This is a genomic window from Aeromonas rivipollensis, assembly GCF_037811135.1.
GTDB lineage: Bacteria > Pseudomonadota > Gammaproteobacteria > Enterobacterales > Aeromonadaceae > Aeromonas > Aeromonas rivipollensis.
Window position 1 is genome coordinate 3,533,857 of record NZ_CP149130.1, and the last position, 25,778, is coordinate 3,559,634.

Below are 25,778 nucleotides of genomic sequence, written 5' to 3' on the forward strand. Positions count from 1 at the left end.
TGGGCCCGCCGGGCGGGAGTCGGCACCACAGGCTGGGCAAGGGGCCCACCGGGGGTATAATGCGCCGCCACAGAGGAGAACGAGATGAAAGAGTCAGGTTACGGCGCCGCAGAGCGGGTCGATGCCCAGCCGGATGCGGCCCCCGAGTATTGCGCCATCGGGCTGGTCAATCCCAAGTCACCGGAGAACGTGGGGGCCGTGATGCGGGCCGCCGGCTGCTACGGGGCAGAAGAGGTCTACTACACGGGTCAACGCTTCGAGCTGGCGCGGCGTTTTGCCACCGATACCAAGCAGATGGTGGAGAAGATCCCCCTGCTCGGGGTCGAGGATCTGCTGGCCTTCGTCCCCGAGGGCTGCACCCCTGTGCTGGTGGATCTCATCGAGGGTGCCACCTCGCTGCCGGACTACGAGCACCCCGAGCGGGCCTTCTACATCTTCGGCCCTGAGGATGGCACCCTGGAGCCCGCCCGCTTCGCGGCGGTGAAGGAGGTGGTCTATGTACCGACTCAGGGTTGCATGAACCTGGCCGCCTCGGTCAATGTGATCCTCTACGATCGGCTGGCCAAGAAGCTAAGGGCTGAAAGCTGAAGGCTGAAGGCTGAAGGCTGAAGGCTGAAGGCTGAAGGCTGAAGGCTGAAGGCTGAGCAAGAAGGTGATCTACGTGGCCACACCCAATGGCTGCATGAACCTCGCCGCCTCGGTCAACGTGATCCTCTACGACCGGCTGGCCAAGAAGCTGAGGGCTGTGTAAGAAGGTGATCCAGGTGGCCGAACCGCAGGCCACCTCAATCCTGTGATGGCGCCTCCCTGCGCACCCTCGCCTCCTGCTCCCTGATAAAGTCCTGGTAGTCGTCGTAGAGCCGGTTTTCCCGATAGATCCCTGCCAGTGTCCCCTCCCTTATCAGGGTGCGCATGCCCGGATCCCAGAGCCCGTGCAACTGCCTGCCCTTCTCGTTATCGGCGAAGATGGGGTAGGTCGGGATCCAGCGCAGGTGCACCTGTGCCAGCTCGGTCGGGAGGGCCTCCTTGGGGTAGAGGGCGCCGTCGGTCAGGTAGTAGCGGTAGCGCCCCTTGAGCAGCAATTGCAGCGCCATCTCATGGCTGTCTATCTCGAACCAGCGCATCGGCACCGGGATGAACTTGTCGAAGGCCCAGCCCCGCAGCCAGAGCACCTCCTGCGCCTTCAGGCTGTGTTCGCCGTCCCAGTGCGGCAACCAGCGACGCTGCATCACCACGCTCACGTGATCGGCCGAGTCGGGGTAATCGGGCTGATGGGCGCCCTTCACCTCTCCCCGATAGACCCCCATCGCCATGTCCCCCCCCTTCTGCGACACCACCGCCAGCGCCCGCTTGTAAGGGACCAGATGCGGGCGCACCACATAACCCTCGGGCTCGTAGATGGCACGCACTATGTCCAGATAGACCCCTTTGCCATCCTTCTGGCAGAAGCCGGGCCAGTCATCGCAATAGACATCCAGGGTATCGGCCCGCACGGGCCAGATGAGCAGCAGGCAGCAGAACAGAAAAAGACGAACCATGGGTTTCCTCAGTGGTATGACAGTCGGCAGGCACTCACCGCCAGACGGCCCGTTCAGGCATACTGATAGCATAGAAAGCCAGCCTGCCTGGTTACATTTTTCCCGATTTTGCGAGCGAGTCGAGGGTTATTGCCCCCTCGATCGGTATCATGGTTCATAAGATTCATTAGTGACCTAACCAAGGGGAGCCTTCTCATGCCAACCATCAAATCCCTGCTCTGTCCCGTCGATTTTTCCGAGATGTCCAAGGCCGTGCTCGACTACGCCGTCTTCATGGCCCAGAGCCATCAGGCCGAGCTCAAGCTGGTCCACGTGGTGGATCAGCTGCACGGTTTCGACAGCTACAAGATCCTGCACATGACCGCCATCGAGATCACTCATGAGATGGAGCGTCAGGCCAAGAGCCAGCTCAAGGAGCTGGTCGCCAGCCTGCCCATCCCGGCCAAGTTCGAGGTGCGCTTCGGCCGCGCCGCCGACGAGATAGTGATCCAGGCGAAGGAAGACAAGGTGGATCTGCTGGTCATGGGCAGCCACGGCCGCTCCGGCATCAGCCACCTGCTGGTGGGCAGCGTGGCGGAATCCGTGGTGCGCCACGCCCCCTGCCCCGTGCTGGTGGTGCGCAAATAGTCGCCACCCTATGCGCCAAGGCCAGCATATGCTGGCCTTTTTGCTCTCTATGCCCCCTCAGCCGTGGGCATAGATGACGCTGCCCCCCTTGATGGTGTCAATGATGGCCCTGGACTGCTCTCGCGGCAGGGCCGGGCAACCCCAGCTGCGGCCCAGCTTGTCATATTTTTGCAGGTGTCTCGGGCTTGCATAGTCAGCCCCGTGCACGACGATGGCGCGCTTGCGGGCATTGCTGTTCTTGCCGGGGCTCAGGCCGTCCAGGCGCAGGGAGTAGCCGTGCTTGCCCTGATAGGTCTCGGCGGTGCGATAGACCCCGAGGGAGCTCTGGCGGGAGTTGAGCTGGTTGGAGAACTGGCGCGCGGCCAGCTCCCCCGAATTGCGACCGTGGCTGACCCAGGTGTGGTAGAGCAGCTTGTGACGCTTCACATCGATGACGAAGAGGCGGCGCATGGTCGAGGGCTTGCTGTAGTCGATGATGGTGAGGATGGGTTTGCGCTTGTGGCGCACATCTTGATAGCCCTGCAGGGCCTTGCGGAATACCTGTTTGTCCAGCTTGCCCGCCAGACCCAGCTGGCGATAGAGATCCTGATCCCAGCTGGCGTGGCCCTGGCTGCTGAAGCAGAGCGCCCCCAGCAGCAGCGGCAGCCCCAGCCAGAGGCTGGCCAGCCGCGACATCCAATACTGTCGCTTCATCCTTGAAGTCGCTCCCCTTCCTGAACTGGCGCTCTGAATGACGCCATGTCTCGCTGGATAGTTATATGCAAGCCACTGATAGTGCGCAATAAAAAACCACAAAAATGCCGACCTGAGTCGGCATTGACGGCAATATGCTGACGACCTTGCTCAGGCACGGATCAGATAGTCCGCCTGACCGACCCACTTGTAGCTGGTCAGCTCGGTCAGCCCCATGGGGCCCCGGGCGTGCAGCATCTGGGTCGAGACCGCGACTTCCGCCCCCAGGCCAAACTGGCCGCCGTCGGTGAAGCGGGTGGAGGCGTTGACGTAGACAGCCGCCGAGCCGGCGCCGTTGACGAAGCGCTCCGCATTGGCCAGATCGTTGGTCAGGATGGCGTCGGAGTGGCCGGCGTTGTGCTCGCGCATATGGGCCAGCGCCTCGTTCACGTCAGCCACCAGCTTAATCCCCAGGGTCAGCCCCAGCCATTCGGTGTCGAAATCTTCCGCCCCCGCCTCGCACAGGTTGTCGGCCCCTGCCAGCAGTGGCATGGCGTTGGCGGCCCCCACCAGGGTTACCTTGCGCTCGTTCATCAGGGAGACCAGCTGCGGCAGGAAGCGGGCGGCGATCTGTTCGTGGACCAGCAGGGTATCGAGGGCGTTGCAGGCGGAGGGGCGCTGCACCTTGGCGTTGTCGATGACCGCCAGGGAACGCTCCAGATCGGCGCTCTCGTCCACGAAGATGTGGCTGATGCCAAAGCCGCCGATGATGACGGGGATGGAGCTGTTCTCCTTGCACATCTTGTGCAGCCCGGCACCGCCGCGGGGAATGATCATGTCCACATAGCGGTCGAGGCGCAGCAGCTCGCCCACCAGGGCCCGGTCCGGATTGTCGATGTACTGCACCGCATCCCCAGGCAAGCCCGAGGCTGCCAGGGCGCGCTGGATCACCCGCACCAGCTCCAGATTGGAGTGGAAGGTCTCGCGGCCACCGCGCAAGATGCTGGCGTTGCCGGTCTTGAGGCAGAGGCTGGCGATGTCGATGGTGACGTTGGGACGTGCCTCGTAGATGACGCCTATGACACCGATGGGCACCCGGCGGCGGGAGAGGCGCAGGCCGTTCTCCAGCACCCGGCTGTCGATTTCGGCGCCGACCGGATCATCCAGGGAGATCACCTTGCGCACGTCCGCCACTATGCCGGCGAGGCGGGCGGGGTTGAGCAGCAGGCGATCCAGCATGGCTTCCGACAAGCCGGCGTCGCGGCCTGCCGCTATATCCTTCTCGTTGGCAGCCAGGATCTGCGCACTGTGCGCCTCCAGTTCATCGGCGATGGCGGCCAGCGCACGGTTTTTCTGCGCCGTGCTGATGGTCGCCAGCTGATAGGCAGCCTCGCGGGCCGCCTGCCCCATTTTCTCCAGACTCATAACGTCATCCTTTTTCTCTTTCATAGGTGCCGCTTACAGCAGCACCATGTCGTCTCTGTGGATGGCCCATGATCCCGTAGCCATGACCGCAGGTTCTATCGAGCCGGCTGCTTTACAGCAGCACCATATCGTCTCTGTGGATAGCAACGGCGCCATAGCCGTAACCCAGCACGGCCTCTATCTGATCCGAGTGTACGCCCCGCAGCTTCTCAAGCTCCAGATGATCGTAACGGCAGATGCCGCGGGCCAGCTCGCTCCCCTGAGGGCCCAGGATCCGCACCACGTCGCCACGGACGAAGTCTCCCTTGACCGCGACTATGCCCTTGGGCAGCAGGCTGGAGCCCTTCTCCTGCATGGCGGCCACGGCCCCCTGATCCACATGGACTTCCCCATGGGGGGGCGGCCCTGCCAGGATCCAGCTCTTGCGCCCTTCCAGCGGCGAGGCCAGGGCCGGGAACAGGGTGCCCACCCGCTCGCCGGCGGCGAGGCGACCTATCACTTCCGGGATCTGGCCGGTGGCGATCACCACATTGACCCCGGCACGGCGTGCCACGTCGGCGGCCTGCAGCTTGGTGGCCATGCCGCCGGTCCCGAGACCGCTGACGCTGTCACCGGCGAGGGATCGCAGGGTGTCGTCTATGGTCTGCACCTCTTCGATGAGCTGGGCATCCGGGTTGGTGCGGGGATCCGCGGTAAAGAGCCCCTTCTGGTCGGTGAGCAGGATCAGCAGATCAGCATCCGCCAGGATGGCGGCGCGGGCGGAGAGGTTATCGTTGTCCCCCACCTTGATCTCGGCGGTGGCCACGGCGTCGTTCTCGTTGATGACGGGGATGATGCGATGATCGAGCAGGGTGCGCAGGGTGTCGCGGGCATTGAGGTAACGCTCCCTGTCCTCCAGATCGGCGCGGGTCAGCAACATCTGGCCGATGTGCAGCCCGTAGAGGTTGAACAGGTCCTGCCATACCCGGATGAGCTGGGTCTGGCCCACCGCCGCCAACATCTGCTTGTTGGGCAGGGTCGGCGCCAGCGGAGGGTGTCCCAGGTGCTCACGTCCGGCGGCGATGGCGCCGGAGGTCACCAGAACGACACGGTGTCCGTGTCGATGCAGGGCGGCACATTGCCTGACCAGCTCCACCATATGGGCACGGTTGAGACGGGCAGATCCCCCGGTGAGCACGCTGGTGCCCAATTTGACGACTATGGTTCTGTTTTCCATGGGAACAAAGGGTTAGAAAAGTAAGGAATCCCTTTATACCCACGGCCCTGTTACCCTGCAAGGCAATTAAGCCTCACAGCTGTCATGGCAAAGAAGGAGGCCCCGCGGATCCATGACCGCAGGGCCCGGGCGGATCAGGCCGCCGTTACATTCAGCTCGGCGGTGACCTGCTTGGCGGGAGACAAGGTGCACTCCAGCAGGGTCAGCTTGGCGCTGATGAGCTTGTAGAAGTGGTTGAGGGTACGCTCGACCTCGGCCTGGTGCTTCTTGGGCAGCGGCTTGTCGATCCACTCCCCGTCCGCATTGTAGAAGCCGACCTGATAGTGATAGCGGAAGCTGTGGTCCTCCTGCTCCAGCACCAGCCACCAGCCCCAGAACTCCCGCTTGTCCGGCGCCGGTTTGGCGCTGACGCAGACGGAAAGGCAGTCGAAGCGGTAGCGTCCCTCCTCGCACAGATCCTCGCGCAGATAGGGGCCAATCGCTGCGAATTGCCTCAGCAATCGCTTGTAGGTCACTCTCTCTGACATGCTAACCTCCCTGTTGAACAAGCCATACCATCACATGATGATGTTACATTTTTAGTTCTATATCATGTACATAAGTGTTTCTTCAGCCAATCTACCGTCTCTTTTAGCGCCTCGTCATACACCTCCAGCAGAGGCTGTTTGTCGAACACCACCGCCTTGCCATTGCGGCTGGCGGAGGCCAGGGCCCGGACATCCTGCTCGGGACAAATGAAGTCACGCTTGTGGCCAACGCTCAGGATGGGCACAGAGGTGCGACTCCCCAGCAACCCCTGGGTCTTGAGGGAGAAGACCTGGCACTTGGTGCGCAGCAGATCCCACTGGGCGGCATCGGCCCCCAGGCGGTTCGCCAGCCCGTCCCGCATCATGCGCGGACAGCGGGCAAACATCTCCTGATTGGTAAACACCTGATTGATGCCGGCCCCGATGCAGACCACTGTCCTGAGCTTGAAGGGCTCGATGAAGGCGAGGCGTGCCGCCACATTGCCGGCGAGGCGGAACCCCACCATGGCGATGCGCTGATGATCGACCCAGGCCACCTCGGAGAGGTGATTGAGCACCGCCTGGTGCAGGCGGCTGGTGTCCTGCACCAGCGGCCAGTGCTCCGCATAGCCGGTTCCCGGCATGTCCAGCGACAGCATGCCGATGCCGTGGGGCTCGAGGCACTTGAAGTAGAAGTTGAGGAAGTCGACCTGGAGGGCGTCTATGCCACCGCTGACGATGACCAGGGGCACAGGCCTGTCGGTGGTGGGCAGGTGCAGGTAGCCCTGAATGGTCTTGCCCCGAAACGGGACCTGCAGCTCCTTGAGGGGCACCTTGAACAGCCTGCCCGCCTCGCGGTAGGCCATGTTGCAGAGCAGTTGGGCCTGATCCGCCAGCTCGTCATTCTTGAGGTGGGGGTAGCTCGCGATGGAGTAGTAGCGCACCGCCTTGAGCAGATTCTTCAACGCCCCGGCGCTGTCGCCCTGGCTGACCAGCTCGCGCCCGGCATTGAAATAGCGGCCGGCCAGCTGGCTCCACTCATAGACCCAGTTGCCGGGCACATAACCCTTGATGGTATCCAGATAGCGCTCGTGGCTGCGTTCCCCCTGACCCATGGCGATACGGGCGAGGGTCTGCTCCACCTCTACCGGATCCGCCCCCTGCCAGGCCCAGGTCGGCCGGCGCAGCAGGCGGTACCAATGGGGCGACAGGGCGCCGTCGATGAAGCTCTCGGCCAGGGAGCTGTCCTGCTCATCGACCGGGCTGGAGTTGGATATTTCGGAGGTTTCCAATACCTTTTTGACCCGGGTGAACAGCTTTTCCGTCAGGTTGGTATCGTCGTTTGGTTCCAAGATGGTGACTCTTCTGTCTCAAACAATGGCCCATCTTAACCACTTTTCACCGCGGGCAGCCACATCATAAACGCATAAGGCCCCAAACAGGGGCCTTATGAAACCGTCTTGCCGTCAGCGCGAGCAAACCGCCCCCACCACAGTCAGGGGCGGGCGACTCGCCAAGGCAGGGGGCTATTACTCTTCGTCACAGATCGGGTTGGCAAACTCCAGCGCCATGTCCCAGGGCTGCTCAATCCAGGTGTCCTGCGGGATGGCCACTTCGAAGTCATCCAGCAATTGCTCACCCATGGGCTTGGCGAAGATGGCGATGAACTTGGCCTTGGGATAGAGCTCGCGGATCGCCTTGGCGGTAGTTCCTGTATCCACCAGATCTTCCACTACCAGCCAGCCTTCACCGTCACCGGCTGTGGTGGCGGCCTTGACGACCACCAGCTCACGCTGGCTGTTGTGGTCATAGCTGGAGATGCACAGGGTTTCGACGTTGCGAATGCCAAGTTCACGGGCCATCAGGGCAGCAGGCACCAGACCACCACGGCTGACCGCGATGATCCCTTTCCACTGGCTGACGGGCAGTTGACGACGGGCCAGACGGCGCGCTTCACGTTGCAGGTTATCCCACGACACATAGAATTTCTTTGGCATGCTATCGATCTCAACGAGTTATAAAGGCAATCACTAAGACGTAAGAGTCCCGGCAGACACACGGGATCCGGTAAATTCTGGCCCCCGTTTCCTGAATTTTGCTTGCACTTTTGCGGCCTCAGGGGTGAACCCTCGGCAGCAAAAAGCAGATGCATTGAAAGCAGGACGGGCATGGCTGGCGGCCATCTCGATCTAGACACAGACCTCAGGCCAGCTGTTGGGCCGGTATGATAGCACCCTTTGCAGATAAAATGACTGGCAAACGTATGCGAAAAACAGGAAAAGTCGGCCATCTCCTGCCCTTTTGGCCTCCCCTCGGGGCCCAGTCCTCATCAACAGGGTGCTCATTCGAAGAGCAAACCTCGAATTTCGGGTAAAAAAATAGCAGGGGGGAGGATGGAACCCTCGCACACCTGCTGCTTTTCTGCTTTCTCTGTCAGCCTGGCTGACTGCCCGTCTTAACGACGACCGGCGTAGGGGTTCGGATAGTTGAAACCCTGGGTATAGAGAGACTGGGCAAACCAATAGGTTGAATTGCTGCCTGACATAATGAACTCCTGATTGCTTAACAAGTTACGTACCTTTAATGCGGGTTCAGATCCTTGAACAGACACTCGGTTCCGTGGAGGCGCACTTGCTTTGCTTCGGTTCCCTGGAGGCATTCATTGTCGTCCTGACAAGTGGTTGACCCACGGCGGCTAATTTACCACCCGGCGGCGAAAAGACAATATTTTTGTGATGCACGTCACGAATTTCATCTTCTGCTGGTAACCATGGGCAAGGCAGTCATGTTCGCCATTCAGGCTCCCTTTATCAGCACAAGCAGACCGCAATTTGCGCAGATCGCTCACATTTTTGTGTGATTGACTGTATTATCGTTACCCTCTTCTGCGGCCCACCGGGCCCTGTCCATTTCCGTGCTGGTAAGGAGTCCCGACGTGGCACAGCTTAGTTCTCTGTCTCCCAAATTGATTTGGCAATTCTTCGAGCAGATCTGCTCCATTCCCCACCCCTCCAAGCACGAGGCCAAGTTGAGCGCCTGGATAGTGCAGTGGGCCCGGGGGGAAGGCCTGGCGGTCAAGCAAGACGCCGTGGGCAACATCATCATCAAGAAACCGGCCACCCCGGGCATGGAAAACCGCAAGGCCGTGGTGCTGCAGGCCCACATCGACATGGTGCCCCAGGCCAATGCCGACACCCGGCACGACTTCACTCAGGATCCCATCGATGCCTACATCGACGGTGAATGGGTCACCGCCCGTGGCACCACCCTCGGGGCCGACAACGGCATGGGCATGGCAGGCTGCCTGGCCGTGCTGGCGGACAAGACCATCAAGCACGGTCCGCTGGAAGTGCTGCTGACCACGGACGAAGAGACCGGCATGACAGGCGCCTTCGGCCTGGAAGCGGGTTGGCTGGAGGGCGAGATCCTGCTCAACACCGACTCCGAAGAGGATGGCGAGGTCTACATGGGCTGCGCCGGTGGCGTGGATGCCAATATCCGCTTCCCGCTGGAGCTGGTTGCCGCCACTGAAGGCGAAAGCTTCGAGCTGCAGGTGAAGGGGCTGCGTGGCGGTCACTCCGGGGTCGACATCCACCGCGGTCGTGGCAACGCCAACAAGCTGCTGGTGCGCCTGCTCAAGGCCGCCGAGCCGCTGGGGGTGCGTCTGGCCGAGATAAGCGGCGGTACCCTGCGCAACGCCATCCCCCGCGAAGCCCGCGCCACCCTGCTGGTGCCCACCGCCAGCGTCAGTGAGTTCAAAGCCCTGGTTGACCGCTACGCCGGCATCTATCAGAGCGAGCTGGCCGCCACCGAGGCGAACCTGACCGTGCTGCTGAGCGGCCGGGACATGCCCGCCAAGCTGATGAGCGAATCCCTCCAGACCCGCCTGCTGGATGCCCTGATGGCCTGCCCCAACGGGGTGATGCGCATGAGCGACGCCATCCCGGGCGTCACCGAGACCTCCACCAACCTTGGGGTCATCAAGACCCTCGAGGGTGAGGTCTATGTGCAGTGCCTGATCCGCTCCCTCATCGACTCGGGTCGCGAGAGCGTCGAGCAGATGACCCGCTCCCTGTTCAGCCTGGCGGGTGCCAGCTGTGAATTCACCGGCGCCTACCCAGGCTGGGCACCGAACGTGGACTCCCCCGTCATGGCCCTGGTGCGCAACAGCTACCAGACCCTGTTCGGCGAGATGCCGAACGTCATGGTGATCCACGCCGGTCTCGAGTGCGGTCTGTTCAAGAGCGCCTACCCGGATTGGGACATGGTCTCCTTCGGCCCGACCATACGCGGCGCCCACTCACCGGACGAGCGGGTTCATATCCCAGCGGTCGAGCGCTTCTGGCAACTGCTGGTCCACGTGCTGGAACAGATCCCGGCCAAGTAAGCACGGCCTTCCATGCCACTCCATGCCCCGCCCAGTGCGGGGCATGTCATTGGGGCTGTGCCCCTCTTTTCCCTGCGTTGCCCCCTTCACTGCTCCTGCTGCTCCCCCTTGAAATCGTATCCATAAGTAACCCTGGATTTGAAAACCTTTTCCATGATTTATGTAAATTTACAACACAATAAGTTGATCGAGATCACAAAAGCCTCTAGCATCAAATTGTGACCAAGGTCACAGGAAGCAATAATCAACAGAGCGAAGAGGTAAGACTATGTTTGAGAACCTGGCAGTGCTGTTCCACCTGAAGGGTGCATCCAGCAAGAAAGGCACACAAGAGAAAGACACTTATGCGCCTTCGACTCGCAACTACTACTTCCGCTATGGCGCCTGATGTCATTCGCCCGGAAGTAGAAATTAGTAACGTAATAAAACCACAAAACAACTCAGCAATTCACACCACAGCCACCCCCTCGGGGCGCTGTCCTGCCCGGGCCAGATGTTCCACGGCCAAACCTGAACTCCAACCATGAAGATGGGGCCCACAGGCCCCATTTTTTATTGCTCGTCCCCGACGCCACCTTGCTGTGATACCGGCCCTGGCGAAGCGGACGCCGGCATCAGACCGCCTTTCCCAGCGGCGCCGCCTCCACCACGGACAAGGGGAAGTGGCAGGCCACCTGATGGGCCTCTGTGCCACAAGGCTCCAGACTCGGCGAGGTGCCGCGGCACAGCGCTGTGGCATAGGGGCAGCGCTGATGGAAATGGCAGCCGCTCGGGGGAGAGATGGGCGAGGGCACGTCCCCCGTCAGCAGGATCCGCTGGTTGCGCCTGCGGGGATCCGGTACCGGGATGGCCGAGATCAGCGCCTGGGTATAGGGGTGGCGCGGGTTCAGGTAGAGTTGCTGAGCCTCGGCCAGCTCGACGATCCTGCCCAAGTACATGACCGCAATCCTGTCCGAGATGTGTTTGACCACAGAGAGATCGTGGGCGATGAAGATGATGGCCAGATTCATCTCCCGCTGCAGGGTGAGCAGCAGGTTCACTATCTGGGACTGCACCGAGACGTCAAGCGCCGACACCGCCTCGTCACACACCAGCAGTCTGGGCTTGAGGGCGATGGCGCGGGCAATGCCGATGCGCTGGCGCTGACCGCCGGAAAACTCGTGAGGATAGCGATCCACCGCACTCTTCGGCAGGCCCACCTTGTCCAGCAGCTCCAGCACCCAGCCGCGTCGCTGCTCCGTATTGCCTTTACCGTGGATGATGAAGGGCTCTTCCAGGATCTGCCCCACCGTGTGGCGACCGTTGAGGGATTCTGCAGGATCCTGAAACACTATCTGCATCTCCTGGCGCAGGGATCGCATCTCCCCGGGTGACAACCGGGTGATGTCGCGCCCCTCGAAGCTTATCTGCCCCGCCGTGGGCTCAAACAGCTTGAGCAGGGAGCGACCCAGGGTTGACTTGCCACAGCCGGACTCCCCCACCAGCCCCAGCGTCTCCCCCTGCTTGAGATCGAAGCTGATGCCATCCACCGCATAGACGGTGTAGGGTTTGCGCAAAAAGCCGCCACCCATCTTGAAATGCTGCTTCAACTCCCTTACCGACAACAAGACGCTCATCGCCGCCGCTCCCATCCATCCAAATGAAGAGGCGACCTGGCCCCCTCCCTGTTGCTGAAGTGCTGTTTCAACTCCCTTACCGACAACGAGGTGCTCATCGCCGCCGCTCCCGTCCATCGAGGTGAAGAGGCAGCCTGGCCTCTTCCCTATTGCTGAAGTGCTGTTTCAACTCCCGTACCGACAACAAGACGCTCATATGCTCAACTCCTTCCAGTGGTGGCAGGCCACGGCGTGGCGCTCGCTCAGCTGCTCGGTCACCGGTATGGTGCCCACGCAGAGATCGGTGGCGTGGGGACAACGGTTGGAGAAGCGGCAGCCCGCTGGCATCTCGTGCAGGGCGGGCACCTGGCCCTTGATGGTCTTGAGCAGGCTTTTTGGCACGTCTTCGAGGCGCGGGATCGAGGCCATCAGACCATGAGTATAGGGATGGCGCGGGTGGTCAAACAGCTCGAAGATATCGGCCCGCTCCACAGCGCGGCCCGCATACATCACCACCACCTCGTCGCACAGCTCCGCCACCACCCCAAGATCGTGGGTGATGAAGATGATGGCCATGCCGGTCTGGGCTTGCAGCGCCTTCATCAGATCCAGGATCTGGGCCTGGATGGTGACATCCAGCGCCGTGGTCGGCTCGTCGCAGATGAGCAAATCCGGCTCGCAGGCGAGCGCCATGGCTATCATCACCCTCTGGCGCATGCCGCCAGAGAGGTTGTGGGGATAGACGGCGAAGCGCTGGGACGGCTCCGGGATCCCCACCTTCTGCAGCATGGCGATGGCGGCCTCCCGGCGCTGCGCCTTGCTGAAATCGGGCCTGTGCAGGCTGAACACCTCCATCAGCTGATCCCCCACGGTCTGCACCGGATTGAGCGCCGTCATCGGCTCCTGGAAGATCATGGAGATGCGGTTGCCGCGCACCTTGTACATCTGATCCGGCGCCATGGCGAGCAGCTCCTCCCCCTGAAAGCGGATGGAACCCGCCACCACCTGACCGTGGGGCCTGGGCAGCAGCCCCATGATGGCGAGCGAGGTGACGCTCTTGCCGCAGCCGGACTCGCCGACGATCCCTAGGGTCTGGCCCGGAGCGACCTGGAAGCTGACCCCGTCGAGCACCTTGATCTTGCCGTCGTCAACCGCAAACTCCACCTCGAGATCCCGCACCTCCAGGATGGGAGCCCTGCCCCGACCGTTATCAGCGGTGAACGTCCCCCCATTGTCTCGGACGTCGAGGATGGGGGCATCTGTCTCTGCCATCGCCTCCCCCTTCTCAATGATGCGCATAGGTCTTGTCGATCAGGGTGATGGGAGCGAGCAACTCACCCGCTTCCTTGGCCTTCCGGGTCTCTTCCTGCACCTTGGGGTCGAGCCAGAGCAGGCCGCCACTGCTGTGGGGGTAGCCATCCATGGGCCAGTAGAGCAGATCCGGGGTGTTACGGGTGGCAGGCACTTCCGGCAGCATCACGTGGCGCCAGCTGCTGGCCCGCACGTAGTTGAGCTGCACCCCGGGCACGAAGATGGCGAGGTCATAGATGCGCTGCTGGATCTGGCGGGAGATCTCGGCCCGCTTGGTCATGTCGAATTCGACGTTGTAGGCGTCGATCAGGGCGTCCAGCTCCTTGTCGGCCACGTTGAACAGGTTGTTGGTCTGGGGCTTGTTGGCGTTGGCCGAGTGGAACGACTCCCAATATTGCGGATAGAGACCGCCGCCACCCCAGCCGAGCCAGGCCGCCTCGTGTTTTTTCTCCAACATCACCTTGAAGCCGGTGGCGCCATCCACCAGGTTGAGCTCCAGATCCAGGCCCGCCTTCTTGGCCTCTTCTTTCAGCACCGTCAGCCGTTTGGAGTGCTCCTGGCTGGTGTAGGTGAGGGCCAGGGTCAGTCGTTCCCCCTTGTCGTTTTGCAGGATGCCGTCCGGCCCCGGCTTGTTGTAGCCCCCCTTGGCGAAATGCTCCCGCGCCTTGGTGATGTCATAGGCCCGCTCCGGCAGCTTGATGTCGGTGAATTCGCCAAAGCCCGAGCCGAAGGTGGTGGCCCTGTCGTAGTCGCCGTGCAGCACTGTCGCTATCATCTTGTCCAGGTTCATGGCGTGCTGGATGCCGAGCCGCACATTCACGTCCGCCAGCTTGGGATTGGCCACATTGAGGTGCACCCCCTGCCCCCCCTGCTTGGTGTCGGTCATCGCCATCACCTTCTGCACATAGCCCTTCTTGTATTCCGGGGTGACCGCTTTTTCATGCCACCAGTTGGGCAGTATCATCTCGAAGGTGTCCAGCTCCCCCTTCAGGAAGTGGCGAAACGCTATGTTGTGATCCCGGATCACCTGCACCTTGATGCGGTCGATATTGAATCTGTGCTGGTTGTAACGATCGTTCTGGGCCCACCAGTTCTGCTGCTTGCTGAAGGTGATGGACTTGCCCTTCTTCACCTCGCTCATCACATAGGGGCCAGTGGTCGGCACCACCGCCCAGTTGTACTGCTTCACCCAGTTCGGGCCCATCTTGTAGTAGTGCTTCGGCTGGGGCCAGAGCTCCGTGGTGTTGAGCAGGTCCAGCCTGGCCTTGCGGCTGCCCGCCTTCACCAGGATGGTGTGATCGTCAATCTTCTCCACCGCCACCACCTCTGTGGTGTAGTAGTTGTTGAACCAGGGGCCCTTGATGTCCTTGGAGCGCATCATCTCGTAGCCGAAGGTGTAGTCGTCGGCGGTGACGGGCTTGCCGTCAGACCATTTGGCGCGGGGATCCAGCTTGAAATAGACGGTCTGGCTGTCCGGTGCTATGGCCCAGGCGATCGCCAGCGAGGGAATGGGGTTGCCGGTGTTGGGGTGGAAACTGATGAGCCTCAGCTGGTTGTCCAGGATGAAGGAGCGGAACGAACCGTTGGAGTCGGGCCCCACGGTGCGAAACGTCAGCGGAAAGCTGTCGATGAAGAGGTTGAGGGTGCCGCCGGGCAGTGCCTTGGGAGAGGCAAACACAGGGTCTGTGTCGTTGGTCTCCCACTTGAGATCCGCGGGCAGGCTGGCGGCCCACACCCAGGATCCGTTCACCAGCACGAAGAGAGCACCTATCCATTTGATTTTATTCTTCATGTTTGACTTCCATGTCATGCCCCTGCACCGGGGGCGTCTCAATTAAGGGTTGGATACCCAGGGCCCTGAGGCGCGCCCCGGGTCACTGATAACGGGTAAATTTGCGCGGATCGAACGCCTCGCGGATCGCCTCGCCGATGAAGGAGACCATGATCAGCACCAGGCTCACCGCCGCCACCACGGAGCTCACTATCCAGATGGCATCCAGGTTGTTGATCCCTTGCGAGAGCAACTCTCCCCAGCTCGGGGTAGGCGGGGCCAGGCCGAAGCCCAGGTAGTCCAGCGCCGTCAGGGTGGAGATGTTGCCCACCACGGCGAAGGGCGCCAGGGTGACGATCATCATCAGGGTATTGGGCAGTATGTGGTTGAAGATGATCCGCCTCGTGGTCGCCCCCTGGGCCCTCGCCGCCATCACGTAGTCCCGCGCCCGCTCCTTGTAGGTGAGGGTACGCATGTACCAGGTGATCCCCATCCAGCCGAACAGCACGTTGATCCCCACGAAGAGGCCGAAGTTTGGCTTGGCCAGTGACACCAGTATCATGATGACGTAGAGGAAGGGCACCTGGGACCAGATCTCGATAAAGCGCTGCAAGATGAGGTCAAAACGCCCACCGAGAAAGCCCATCATGCAGCCTATGCTGACCCCGATGACATAGCTCGCCACCAGAGTGATGAAGGCAAAGCCGATGGCGATGCGAAAACCGTAGACCAGTCGCGCCAGCACGTCGCGACCGCTGGTGTCGGTGCCGAGGAAGTGGCGCTCCGTGAGGCTGGGGGCATAAGGCGGATAAGCCTCCTCCTTGAAGTCCTGCTCATAGGGGTTCCAGGGCACCAGGGGCAGCAGCACCCAGTCCCCTTTTCCCGCTTCTGCGAAGCGGGCTTGCAGCTGGCGGTAGTTGGTCTCGTACTCGTAATCGAGCCCGAAGTGCCGGCCCGGGATCACGTCACCATAGGTGGGGAAGTAGAGCTCTCCCTGATAGCTCACCGCCAGCGCCCGGCTGTTGACCAGCAGTTCCGCCAGCAGGGAGATAACCACCAGGGCCGTGAAGATGACAAAGGAGTAGTAACCGCGCTTGATGGACTTGAAGCGCTTGAGTTTTTTCAGCGTTACCGGGTTCAGGTTCATGCTCAGTCTCCAAACCGTACGCGGGGGTCAACGAGGGCCACACAGATATCGGAGACGATATTGCCCACCAGCATCAGCATGGAGGTGATGGCCAGGATACCCATGACGGTGGGGTAGTCCCGCTCGACGATGGCCTCGTAGCCGAGCAGACCTATGCCGTCGATGTTGAAGATGGTCTCGATGAGGAAGGAGCCGCCGAAGAAGACGGTGAGCACCGACCCCAGGTGACTGGCGATGGGGATCAGGCTGTTGCGCATGGCGTGGTCGGTGACCGCCTTGCGAAACGGCAACCCCTTGGCCACGGCGGTGCGCACGTAATCCGCCGACAGGTTCTCCATCAGGCTGTTCTTCATGGTCATGGTGAGGATGGCGAAATCCCCGATGGCGTAGGCGATGAGCGGCAGCAGGGCATGGGCGAAGAGGGTGCGGATCTGATCCCAGCTGCTCTCCATGGAATCGAACTCGTCCCCCGGGAAGCCCCCCATGGGCAGCCACTCCAGATGGAAGGCAAATACCGTGATGAGGAAGATCCCCACCACGTAGGCGGGCAGGGCATAGGCCATGTAGATGAGCATGGAGCTCAGGGAATCGAAGCGGCTGTTGTGCCTGAGGGCCTTGGCCACCCCGAGCGGTATGGAGACGGCGTAACTCAGCAGGAAGGTCGCCAGCCCGAAGAAGGCGGTCACCGGCAAGCGCTCCTTGATGAGATCCCACACCGGCTCGTAGTAGCGGGTCGACTCGCCGAGATCCAGCACCGCCAGCTTCTGCAGCCACTCCCAATAGGCGATCAGCATGGGCTTGTCGAGGCCGTAAAAGGCCTTGAGCTCCTCGATCTGCTCATCGGAGAGTGCCTGTGCTCCCTTGCTGCCGCTGGAGCGACCGGTCTCGTTCTGTGAGACCTGCGCCTGCAGCAACATGCGCTCGACCGGGCCGCCCGGCACGAAGCGGGTGATGGTGAAGACGAGCAGGGTGATACCGAGAAACGTCGGGATGATCAGAAGCATCCGACGTAAGAAATACGACAGCATGGTGGAACCTCGTCCTTGTTGTTCTTTTATGGTCAGTCACATCCGGTGACCGGCCTATGCTTCCTGGCATTACTCACTGAATTGACTGGTATTGGCAGACAATCCCGCTCGGCCACTGTAAAAGCTCTGCAACAAAAATCAAGTAGAACTAAGCCCATCGATCGTCAGTGACGTCAGCAGCATAACTCACCGATGTTTTTTTCAAAAAATCCAACTTCAATATAAAAAACTGCTACGCCCTTTCATTTAACTTGTTTTTAATTATTCAAAAATTAATTACACATCCGTTTAAGAAATCTAAAAAAACAATAAAAACAATAAGATAAAAACCAATCACCGCCCTCCTTATTTTACCCGTAGAAGAAGAGAGATATATCCATTGAGATCAGACCAGCTCAAAACCGCCTCCCGCAGAAAGGCAGATGAATATACTGAGAAAGTATTGATTAACGATATTGAACCTGGCGAGACAGGCGAGTTATCGATAAGTTCAAAAATAATAAATAAAATTGCAAAGATCGAATTTAACAACATCTTTACACAATCTTTGTTGTTATTTTCGGAATAAAACGCCAAAAACAATCCATCACTCATGGATAGTCATCTGATTCCCTGCTTCATCCCCATCCTCGCCGCTCCATTTGACGTCAATCATCAAACCTTGATAAGCCTTACGCACCGCTCCAACGAGGGCGGTAAGGGAAGCAAACAAAAAAACAATCAGGAAGGATACTAACGATGCTTAGGAAAAGCAGACTCTCTGCTGCCGTAGCGTTTGCCTTGGCGAGCGCGGCAGTTGTGGCCACCCCTGTCCTGGCCGAAGAGGGCCAGAACGTCGAAAAACTGCAAAAAATCAAGGTCACCGGCTCGCGGATCTCCCGGGTCGATGTGGAAGGCTCCACCCCTGTCGTCTCCGTCACCAAGGCAAAAATCGAGCAGTCCGGTCAACAGACCGTCGCCGATTACCTCAAGCAGGCCTCTTACAACTCCTTCGGTGGCGTCTCCCCGGCTTCCGGCAGCTCCTTCCAGTCCCAATCCACCGTCGGCCTGCGCGGCCTGGGCTCGGAGCGCACCCTGGTCTTGCTGAACGGCAAACGGGTGGCGGGCTCCCCCACCATGGGTGGCACCTCCATCAACCTCAACACCATCCCCATGGCCGCCGTTGAGCGGGTGGAAGTCAACCTGGACGGCGGCTCGGCCATCTATGGTTCCGACGCCATCGGCGGTGTCATCAACGTGGTGCTCAAAGAGGGCTATGAGGGCCTGACCTTCCAGGGCCGTCTCGGCTCGCCGACCGAAGAAGGTGGCGACGAGAAGAGCGGCTCCGTCGTGGCGGGCGTCAATGGCGAGAAGGGTTCGCTGATGGCGGTCTACGAGCACGACAAGAAGGACGTCATCTACAGCCGTGATCGCGACTATCTGGCCAAGCAGGGCAACGATGCCCCCAGCCCCTACGGCCGCAACGTGGAGGGGATCACCGGCCTCGACGCCAACGGCGATCCCATCTGGAAATACGGTCCCCTGGCCGGCGCCACCAATGCGGACGGCAGTTGCAAGGAGCCCTTCGTCGGCTTCGAGGGCGGCTGCAACTTCAACTACGGTCAGGTCGCGGCTACCACAGCTTCCCGCAGCCGTGACACCCTCTACGTGAACGGTCGCTACCACATCAACGACACCGTGGACTTCGTGCCGCAGATCATCGGCTCCAGGGTCGAGAGCTTCGGCCGCTTCGCCCCCGCCGCCGGCGCCTTCACCATAGACCCGGCCAACCCGAAAAATGCCCAGTTCTTCACCGACAACGGCCTGGATGCCGCCGCCACCCAGGGGCTGGGCGAGGCCGCCTACGCCTACTACCGCTTCACCAACGTCGGCCCCCGTGACAACTATGTCACCGACATGACCGGCAGCCTGAACCTTGGCTTCGAGGGTACCGTCACCACAGAATCCGTGGGCGACATGCAGTGGAATGCCGGTTACATGTACTCCAAGACCGACAACAAGGAGAACGGCACCGGTTACGTGCTCAAATCCGCCGCCCAGCAGGCCATCGCCGACGGCAAGTTCGTCGGGGGCGAGTTCGATCCCAAGAGCACTGCCGCCATGACCGCCGACACCAGCCGCCGCTCCACCATGGACTTCTACCAGTGGTACGCCGGCGTGCAGTGGGACATGGGTGAGCTGCCGGCCGGCCCGGTCAGCTGGTATGCGGGCGCCGAGTACAACGACTGGGTCTATGCCGACAAGTACGATGCCCAGTCCGAGGCTGGCAACATCATCGGCTCCGCGGGCAACTCCTCCGGCGGGGTGCGTGACGTGACCGCCGCCTACGTCGAGTCCCTGGTGCCTATCACCGAGCAGATCGAGCTGAACCTGGCCGGTCGCTTCGATGATTACAGCGACTTCGGCAGCGCCTTCTCCCCCAAGGCGAGCCTGCGCTACCAGCCGCTGGACAACCTGATGCTGCGCACCTCCTGGTCACGCTCCTTCCGCGCCCCCAGCCTGAGCGATCTCTACGCGGCAGATTCGGAGTCCGCTGACTGGGCCAAGGACTATGTCTACTGCGAGGCCAACGGCATCTCGGCGGCAGACTGCCCGAACCGTCAGTACACCACCACCCGCACCGCCAACGAGGAGCTGAAGGAAGAGACGGCGGACACCTGGAACTTCGGGGTGGCCTACAGTCCGCTGGATGACCTGAACCTCTCCCTGGACTACTACACCATCAAGATCGAGGACGTGATCCAGCTGAACTCCCTGCAGTCCGTCATCTATGACGAGCTGAACAACGGGGGCTCCAGCAACATAGTCCGCAACAGCCAGGGCAAGATCAGCAGCGCCATCGCCCCCATGGTCAACCTGGGGACCCTGAACACCAGCGGTCTGGATCTCAAGCTAGATTACCGCTACGACCTGAACTCCGCCACCATCCGCTATGACCTGGGCGGCACCTACATCCTGGAGTACAAGGAAGGCCTGTACGCCGGTGGCCCCGTCATCGACAAGATCGGCCAGAACGGTCTGCCCCAGATGCGCTTCAGCACCGGCGTGGGTGTCAACGTACCCCAGTGGTGGAACATGGATACCTACCTGAGCGCGAACTACATCGACTCCCAGAGCCAGGACTACATCGCCGACACCGGTGAGGAAGTGGGCCACATCGCGTCCCAGACCACCTGGAACCTGAACGTCGGGGTGGATGCGCCCTGGAACGGCAAGATCCAGGTCGGGGTGAAGAACATGTTCAACGCGGGCCCGTCCCTCGAGAGCGATGGCTTCACCTATGACGACGAGCTCTACAGCATCGACGGTCGCATCTACTACCTCGACTACGCTCAGAAGTTCTGATCCACCAAGCAAGTGACAAGCCGGCCCCCTCGGGCCGGCTCTGCCCCATGCCCCAAGGAAGTCACGGAGATAGGGTAATCCTATGAAAACAAGGACTATTACAATGAAGAAAGCGCTCCTCGGCAGCCTGGTTTCGGCTGCCCTGCTGACCAGCTTCAATCTGAGTGCCGCCTCTGCCGGTCAGGCAGTGGACGCTCAAGCCGCCACCGACAATGCCTCCAAAGTGTCCCAGCAGAAGATCGACAGCTACGCCGAGTCTGCCGAGTCTGCCCTGGCCCAGTACAAGGCCGCCCTGCGTCAGGTCGACAGCCTGCGCACCTACAACGAGCAAGTGGGCAAGATGGTCGACTCCCAGGCCACCGAGCTGGCCTCGATGCAGCGCCAGATAGCCCAGATCGATCAGACCAGCACCGAGGTGGTGCCCCTGATGCTCAAGATGATCGACTCCCTCGATCAGTTCGTCGCCCTGGACTTGCCGTTCCAGAAGGTTGAGCGGGAGGACCGCGTGGCGGCCCTGACCGACCTGATGAACCGGGCCGACGTCACCATCTCCGAGAAGTACCGCAAGATCCTGGAGGCCTACCAGATCGAGGAGGGCTTCAGCCGCACCATAGAGTCCTACAAGGCGAGCCTGGACAAGGACGGCGGCGAGAAGACCTACGAGTTTCTGCGCGTCGGCCGCATCGCCCTGCTCTACCAGTCCCCGGACGGCAACGAGACCGGCATGTGGAACAAGAAGACCCGTCAGTGGGAAGAGCTGCCCCAGGAGTATCGCAGCGCGGTGGAACAGGGCCTTCGCATCGCCAAGAAGCAGGCGCCTCCCGCCCTCATCAAGCTGCCGGTTCAAACTGCGGAGAAAGCATCATGAAAGGAATCAAAGTCGCCATTGCCTCCCTGATAGCGGGAGCCACCCTGATCACCCTGCCGGTGACCGCCGCCGAGAAGCCGGTGGATCTCAATGCCCTGCTGAGCCAGGTCAAGGCCGCCAGCACCAGCGAATCCCAGCTCAACAAGGAGCGGGAGGCCCGCTTCCTGGCTGACAAGAACGAGCAAGGGGCCCTGCTGGCCAAGGCCAAGGCGGAACTGGCCGCCGAGACCGCCAAGGGCGAGCAGCTCAAGGCCACCTTCGATGCCAACGACAAGCAGCTCACCGAGCTTACCGAGACCCTGCGCCAGCGCTCCGGCAACATGGGCGAGATGTTCGGCGTGCTGCGCCAGTTCGCCGGCGAGTTCAAGGGGATCTTCAACGCCTCCGCCCGCCGGGTCGAGCACCCGGAGCAGGCGGCGCTGCTGACCCGCCTGGCGGAGAGCAAGGAGCTCCCCTCCAGCGACGACCTGACCGCCTTCTGGACCACCACCCTCAGCCGCATGGTGGACGGTGGCAAGGTGAGCCAGATCCCGGCGACCGTGGTCTACGGCGAGGGCAACCAGGCCGAGAAGACGGTGACCCAGATAGGCGAGTTCAACACCGTCTCCGAGGGTAAGTACCTCACCTTCGTGCCTGAGACCGGCAAGTTCGAGCAGCTCTCCCGCCAGCCGGACAACGCAGTGCTGGAGCCCGTCGCCCGCTTTGAACAGGGCAACGGCGCCGTCGAACCCATCTTCATCGATCCGTCACGCGGGGTGATCCTCTCCCTGCTGGTGCAGTCGCCAACCTTCAAGGAGCGCGTCGATCAGGGGGGTGAGGTAGGTTACGTCATCATGGTGCTCGGCGTGCTCGGCACCCTGCTGGCCATCTTCTGCGGCCTGCGTCTGTCGATGATCGGCAGCTCCATGCGCAAGCAGCTGAAATCCGAGCAGGTCATCAAGGGCAACCCCATCGGCGAGATGCTGGTGGCCTACCAGGATCACCGCGGTGACAACATAGAGGATCTGGAATCCAAGCTGGACGAGATCATCCTGCGCAACGTGCCCAAGTTCGAGAAGGGCATCAGCATCATCAAGCTGATCGCCTCTGTGGCGCCGCTGCTGGGTCTGCTGGGTACCGTAGTGGGGATGATAGCCACTTTCCAGGCCATCACATTGTTCGGTACCGGCGATCCCAAGCTGATGGCGGGCGGCATCTCCGAGGCCCTGGTCACCACCATGCAGGGTCTGGTGGTCGCCGTGCCCATGCTGTTCCTCTACACCATAGTGCAGACCCAGAGCCGTCGTCTGATCCAGGTGCTGGAAGAGCAGAGCGCCGGTTTCGTCGCCCGTTATCAGGAACGTCTGCACGCCGCCAAAGCCGCAGCCTAAGGAGTCACCCATGTGGTTCTGGTTGATTGAAGAAGTCGAGTCGGTCCGCCGGTTTCTGGGATTGGGGGGCGACGTGCTGGTCGCCCTGTTCTTCCTGACCCTGATGATGTGGGCCCTGCTGCTGGAGCGCTGGTTCTACTTCATGGCGGTCTACCCCAAACAGGTGAAGCAGACCAAGGCGACCTGGATGGCCCGCAGCGATCACCTCTCCTGGTCCGCCAGGCAGATCCGCCGCGAGCTGGTCTCCCGGGTCGCCATGGCGGTGGACAAGGGGATGCCGGTCATCAAGGTGCTGATCGCGCTCTGCCCACTGATGGGGCTGCTCGGCACAGTAGTAGGCATGGTGCAGGTGTTTGACACCCTGGCCATCACCGGCACCGGCTCCCCCAGGGCGATGGCCTCGGGGATCTCCAAGGCGACAGTACCGACCATGGCGGGCATGATTGCCGCCCTTTCCGGCCTGTTTTTTGTCAACCAGCTCGATCACAAGGCCAAGTTGGCGGTGCAGAAGCTGGAAGACAACCTGAAACACGGCTGATGCAGGATGCACATCCCCGGCAGGCCCAGGCCCGCCGGGGGCACAGAACAAGCAAGGAGTTTTTGCCATGAGAAAACGTCACAGCGACAGCGGAGCCGATGAGGCGGCCATCGATCTGACCCCCATGCTGGACATAGTGTTCATCATGCTGATCTTCTTCATCGTCACCACCTCGTTCGTCAAGGAGTCCGGCGTGGAGATCAACCGCCCGAGCGCCAGCACGGCCGAGACGGTGAAGAAGGGGAACATCATGGTCGCGGTCCGCGAGAACGGCCAGGTCTGGGTCGACAAACGGGTGGTCGAGGTGGGCGCCGTGCGTGCCAACATCGAGCGGCTGCGGGCGGAGAACCCGGAGAGCGCCGTGGTGATCCAGGCCGATACCGAGTCCCGTTCCGGGCTGGTGGTCCAGGTCATGGATCAGATCCGCATGGCCGGTGTCCAGAACATCTCCATCGCGGCGAGCAAGAGCAGCTGATGCCGGAGCGAGCACCATGAGATACCTGATAGCGATAGCTGTCTCCTGTGTGGTGGTGTTCTTCCTGTTTCTGGGAATGAACAAGCTCATCACACCGGATCACCGGGAGCTGACGGAGAGAGAGGACGTCACCATGACCGACTTCATTCGCCTCAAGCCTCAGGAGACCCTGCAAGAGAAACAACGGGAACTGCCCAAGCCGCCGCCCCCGAACCGCCCGCCTCCCCCACCCGAGATGGAGGTGGCGAGCACCGACAGGCCGCAGCTGGATAGCTCCCCCATGGACATGCCCAAGCTCGACATCCCGGTCAACATCGGCGGCGGCAACGCCCTGGGTGCCTACAGCACCGGCGGTGGTGGCGGCGGCATGGGCGGCAACAACGGCGCCATGCCCATGGCGACCTTCGAGCCCATGATGCCTCGCAAGGCGGCGCTGGCCGGCCTCGCCTCCGGCAAGGTACTGGTGGAGTTCACCGTCACCGAGCGCGGCACCGTGAGCAACATCCGGATCGTCAAGGAAGAGCCCCGCAGCTACGACCTCGGCAAGGAGGCACGCAAGACCATTGCCAAGTGGACCTTCAAGCCGGCCATGGTGGATGGCAAGCCCCAGGCAAGCCGGATGCAGCAAGAGATCGAGTTCGCGGTCAACTAAGGAAGGTGGCGATGAAAAAGTTACATACCCTGATCCTCGCCCCGGTGGCCATGGCGGTGCTGCTCAGCACCGCCGGCTGGGCCGCCGAGCAGCCCGCCCTCTCTGATCGCGCCTACCGCGCGGTCAACAAGGCACAGGCGTTGATCACCGAGAAGAAATACGGCGAGGCCAATGCCAAGCTGCAGGATGCGCTGTCCGGCGCAGGCGATCGGGTCTACGACAAGGGAGTCATCTTGCAGACCCTGGGCTTCGTGGCGGCGCAGCAGGAGAAGTACGGCCAGGCGACCAGGTACTTCGCCGACGCCATCGCCACCGGCGGCCTGCCGCTGCCGGTGGCCCAGCAGGTGCGCTACAACCTGGCCCAGCTCTATATGGCGGAGGGCAACTTCAAGGCTTCCATCAGCACCATGAATGAGTGGTTTGCGAGCCTCGGCAAGGACGAGAAGCCGACCCCCCACGCCTACATCACCCTGGCCAACGCCCATGTGCAGCTCAAGCAGTATCGGGAAGCCATACCGGCGGTGGACAACGCGATCAGGCTCTCCGCGGGCAAGGCACCGGAGTCCTGGTACCTGCTGAAGATGGCGGCCCACTACGAGCTGAAACAGTACAAGCCGGCTACCGAGGTGCTGACCGCCCTGGTGGACAGATACCCGGAGAAGAAGAAGTACTGGACCCAGCTCTCCGCCATGCATATGCAGGCGGGCAACGATGCCAAGGCGCTGGCGGCGCTGGAAGGCGCCTACAACCTCGGCATGCTGACCGAGGCGGTCGAGTTGCAGCGCCTCGCCAACTACCTGGCCTTCGCCGGCATTCCCCACCGCGCCGCCCGCGTGATGGAGAAGGCGATGAAGGAGGGGCAGATCGCGAGCAACGCCGCCAACTACAAGACGCTGGCCAACTACTGGCACCAGGCCAAGGAGCTGGACCCGGCCATCGACACCCTGGCCAAGTCCTACCAGCTGGCCCCCGATGCCGAGCTGCAGCTGAAGATGGCGCGCATGATGATCCAGAGCAAGCGATACAAGGATCTGGTGGCCCTGGCCACCAAGCCCGCCGCCAATGCCAGCGGCGAGCAGCGGGCGGATCTCAAGTTCCTGACCGGGGTCGCCTACTTCGAGCAGCAAAAACCGAAGGAGGCGCTGAGCGCCTTCACCCAGGCCGCCCAGAATGGCAACGTCAGTGGCCGCGCCTCCCCCTGGATAAGCTTCCTGAAGGAGCAACAGGGCGGCGCCGTCACCCAATAACCGTCGCCCATGGCGGCGGCAGACCCACAAGGGGTTAGCCCCACAGCTTGCCTGGTGGCA

At 61.5% G+C, this 25,778-nt stretch carries 23 protein-coding genes; 11 read left to right on the top strand and 12 right to left on the bottom strand.

Translation table 11 applies throughout. The features are described from left to right. Window positions 1–84: 84 nt before the first annotated feature. The gene (locus WIR04_RS16015; RefSeq protein ID WP_338888234.1) at window positions 85–588 is read left to right on the top strand and encodes an RNA methyltransferase; all 504 of its coding nucleotides are present in this window, start codon (window positions 85–87) and stop codon (window positions 586–588) included. A 73-nt stretch (window positions 589–661) separates the two neighbouring features. Further along, complete coding sequence (locus tag WIR04_RS16020; protein WP_420883428.1) at window positions 662–751, top strand: RNA methyltransferase; 90 nt, start codon at window positions 662–664, stop codon at window positions 749–751. A 34-nt stretch (window positions 752–785) separates the two neighbouring features. Here the strand turns inward: WIR04_RS16020 and WIR04_RS16025 are convergent, their stop codons facing one another. Next, window positions 786–1,538, bottom strand: coding sequence for a hypothetical protein (locus tag WIR04_RS16025; RefSeq protein WP_338888236.1), 753 nt, complete (start codon window positions 1,536–1,538; stop codon window positions 786–788). 195 nt (window positions 1,539–1,733) lie between these two features. On the opposite strand from WIR04_RS16025, the gene WIR04_RS16030 reads away from it, so the two are divergent. Then, a complete protein-coding gene (locus tag WIR04_RS16030; protein WP_025325966.1) occupies window positions 1,734–2,165 on the top strand; it encodes a universal stress protein in 432 nt (143 codons plus the stop codon). 57 nt (window positions 2,166–2,222) lie between these two features. Here WIR04_RS16030 and WIR04_RS16035 read toward each other — a convergent pair whose 3' ends face one another. From WIR04_RS16035 to gpt, 6 genes are all read right to left on the bottom strand, one after another. Continuing rightward, the gene (locus WIR04_RS16035; protein WP_025325965.1) at window positions 2,223–2,858 is read right to left on the bottom strand and encodes a murein L,D-transpeptidase catalytic domain family protein; all 636 of its coding nucleotides are present in this window, start codon (window positions 2,856–2,858) and stop codon (window positions 2,223–2,225) included. Window positions 2,859–3,008: 150 nt separating this feature from the next. Next, window positions 3,009–4,262, bottom strand: a complete 1,254-nt coding sequence (locus tag WIR04_RS16040; RefSeq protein ID WP_307765174.1) for a glutamate-5-semialdehyde dehydrogenase — start codon at window positions 4,260–4,262, stop codon at window positions 3,009–3,011. A 112-nt stretch (window positions 4,263–4,374) separates the two neighbouring features. After that, window positions 4,375–5,478: a glutamate 5-kinase gene (gene proB, locus WIR04_RS16045; protein WP_338888242.1), complete on the bottom strand. Its 1,104-nt coding sequence runs from the start codon at window positions 5,476–5,478 to the stop codon at window positions 4,375–4,377. Between the two features lie 134 nt (window positions 5,479–5,612). After that, a complete protein-coding gene (gene crl / locus WIR04_RS16050; protein ID WP_025325962.1) occupies window positions 5,613–6,005 on the bottom strand; it encodes a sigma factor-binding protein Crl in 393 nt (130 codons plus the stop codon). A gap of 62 nt (window positions 6,006–6,067) precedes the next feature. Continuing rightward, window positions 6,068–7,336, bottom strand: a complete 1,269-nt coding sequence (gene frsA / locus WIR04_RS16055; protein WP_338888244.1) for an esterase FrsA — start codon at window positions 7,334–7,336, stop codon at window positions 6,068–6,070. A 177-nt stretch (window positions 7,337–7,513) separates the two neighbouring features. Continuing rightward, window positions 7,514–7,981 (bottom strand): xanthine phosphoribosyltransferase, encoded by a 468-nt coding sequence (gpt, locus tag WIR04_RS16060; RefSeq protein WP_025325960.1) that lies wholly within the window; start codon window positions 7,979–7,981, stop codon window positions 7,514–7,516. A gap of 938 nt (window positions 7,982–8,919) precedes the next feature. Here gpt and WIR04_RS16065 point away from each other — a divergent pair. Then, window positions 8,920–10,371, top strand: coding sequence for an aminoacyl-histidine dipeptidase (locus WIR04_RS16065; RefSeq protein WP_338888247.1), 1,452 nt, complete (start codon window positions 8,920–8,922; stop codon window positions 10,369–10,371). A 614-nt stretch (window positions 10,372–10,985) separates the two neighbouring features. Here WIR04_RS16065 and WIR04_RS16070 read toward each other — a convergent pair. The 5 genes from WIR04_RS16070 to WIR04_RS16090 form a co-directional block, all read right to left on the bottom strand. Beyond that, window positions 10,986–11,987, bottom strand: a complete 1,002-nt coding sequence (locus WIR04_RS16070; protein WP_338888249.1) for a dipeptide ABC transporter ATP-binding protein — start codon at window positions 11,985–11,987, stop codon at window positions 10,986–10,988. Window positions 11,988–12,179: 192 nt separating this feature from the next. After that, on the bottom strand, window positions 12,180–13,238 hold the full coding sequence (locus WIR04_RS16075) for an ABC transporter ATP-binding protein (protein WP_338892607.1): 1,059 nt from the start codon (window positions 13,236–13,238) through the stop codon (window positions 12,180–12,182). A gap of 13 nt (window positions 13,239–13,251) precedes the next feature. After that, a complete protein-coding gene (locus tag WIR04_RS16080; protein ID WP_338888251.1) occupies window positions 13,252–15,069 on the bottom strand; it encodes an extracellular solute-binding protein in 1,818 nt (605 codons plus the stop codon). Between the two features lie 82 nt (window positions 15,070–15,151). Continuing rightward, window positions 15,152–16,195: an ABC transporter permease gene (locus WIR04_RS16085; protein WP_338888253.1), complete on the bottom strand. Its 1,044-nt coding sequence runs from the start codon at window positions 16,193–16,195 to the stop codon at window positions 15,152–15,154. 2 nt (window positions 16,196–16,197) lie between these two features. Further along, window positions 16,198–17,223, bottom strand: a complete 1,026-nt coding sequence (locus WIR04_RS16090; RefSeq protein ID WP_025325954.1) for an ABC transporter permease subunit — start codon at window positions 17,221–17,223, stop codon at window positions 16,198–16,200. 738 nt (window positions 17,224–17,961) lie between these two features. On the opposite strand from WIR04_RS16090, the gene WIR04_RS16095 reads away from it, so the two are divergent. The 7 genes from WIR04_RS16095 (at window position 17,962) to WIR04_RS16125 (ending at window position 25,718) form a co-directional block, all read left to right on the top strand. Next, complete coding sequence (locus WIR04_RS16095) at window positions 17,962–20,568, top strand: TonB-dependent receptor plug domain-containing protein (protein ID WP_307765179.1); 2,607 nt, start codon at window positions 17,962–17,964, stop codon at window positions 20,566–20,568. A gap of 103 nt (window positions 20,569–20,671) precedes the next feature. Next, entirely contained in the window at window positions 20,672–21,436 is a 765-nt protein-coding gene (locus WIR04_RS16100) for a DUF3450 domain-containing protein (RefSeq protein ID WP_025325952.1), read from the top strand. Continuing rightward, entirely contained in the window at window positions 21,433–22,806 is a 1,374-nt protein-coding gene (locus WIR04_RS16105) for a MotA/TolQ/ExbB proton channel family protein (protein ID WP_338888257.1), read from the top strand. The genes WIR04_RS16100 and WIR04_RS16105 overlap by 4 nt, the downstream gene beginning before the upstream one ends. Before the next feature lie 10 nt (window positions 22,807–22,816). Further along, window positions 22,817–23,344, top strand: coding sequence for a MotA/TolQ/ExbB proton channel family protein (locus WIR04_RS16110; protein WP_307765181.1), 528 nt, complete (start codon window positions 22,817–22,819; stop codon window positions 23,342–23,344). A gap of 67 nt (window positions 23,345–23,411) precedes the next feature. Continuing rightward, window positions 23,412–23,819, top strand: a complete 408-nt coding sequence (locus WIR04_RS16115) for an ExbD/TolR family protein (protein ID WP_005327075.1) — start codon at window positions 23,412–23,414, stop codon at window positions 23,817–23,819. A gap of 16 nt (window positions 23,820–23,835) precedes the next feature. Beyond that, a complete protein-coding gene (locus WIR04_RS16120; RefSeq protein ID WP_025325949.1) occupies window positions 23,836–24,471 on the top strand; it encodes an energy transducer TonB in 636 nt (211 codons plus the stop codon). An 11-nt stretch (window positions 24,472–24,482) separates the two neighbouring features. Then, complete coding sequence (locus WIR04_RS16125; protein ID WP_338888260.1) at window positions 24,483–25,718, top strand: tetratricopeptide repeat protein; 1,236 nt, start codon at window positions 24,483–24,485, stop codon at window positions 25,716–25,718. Window positions 25,719–25,778 lie beyond the last annotated feature (60 nt).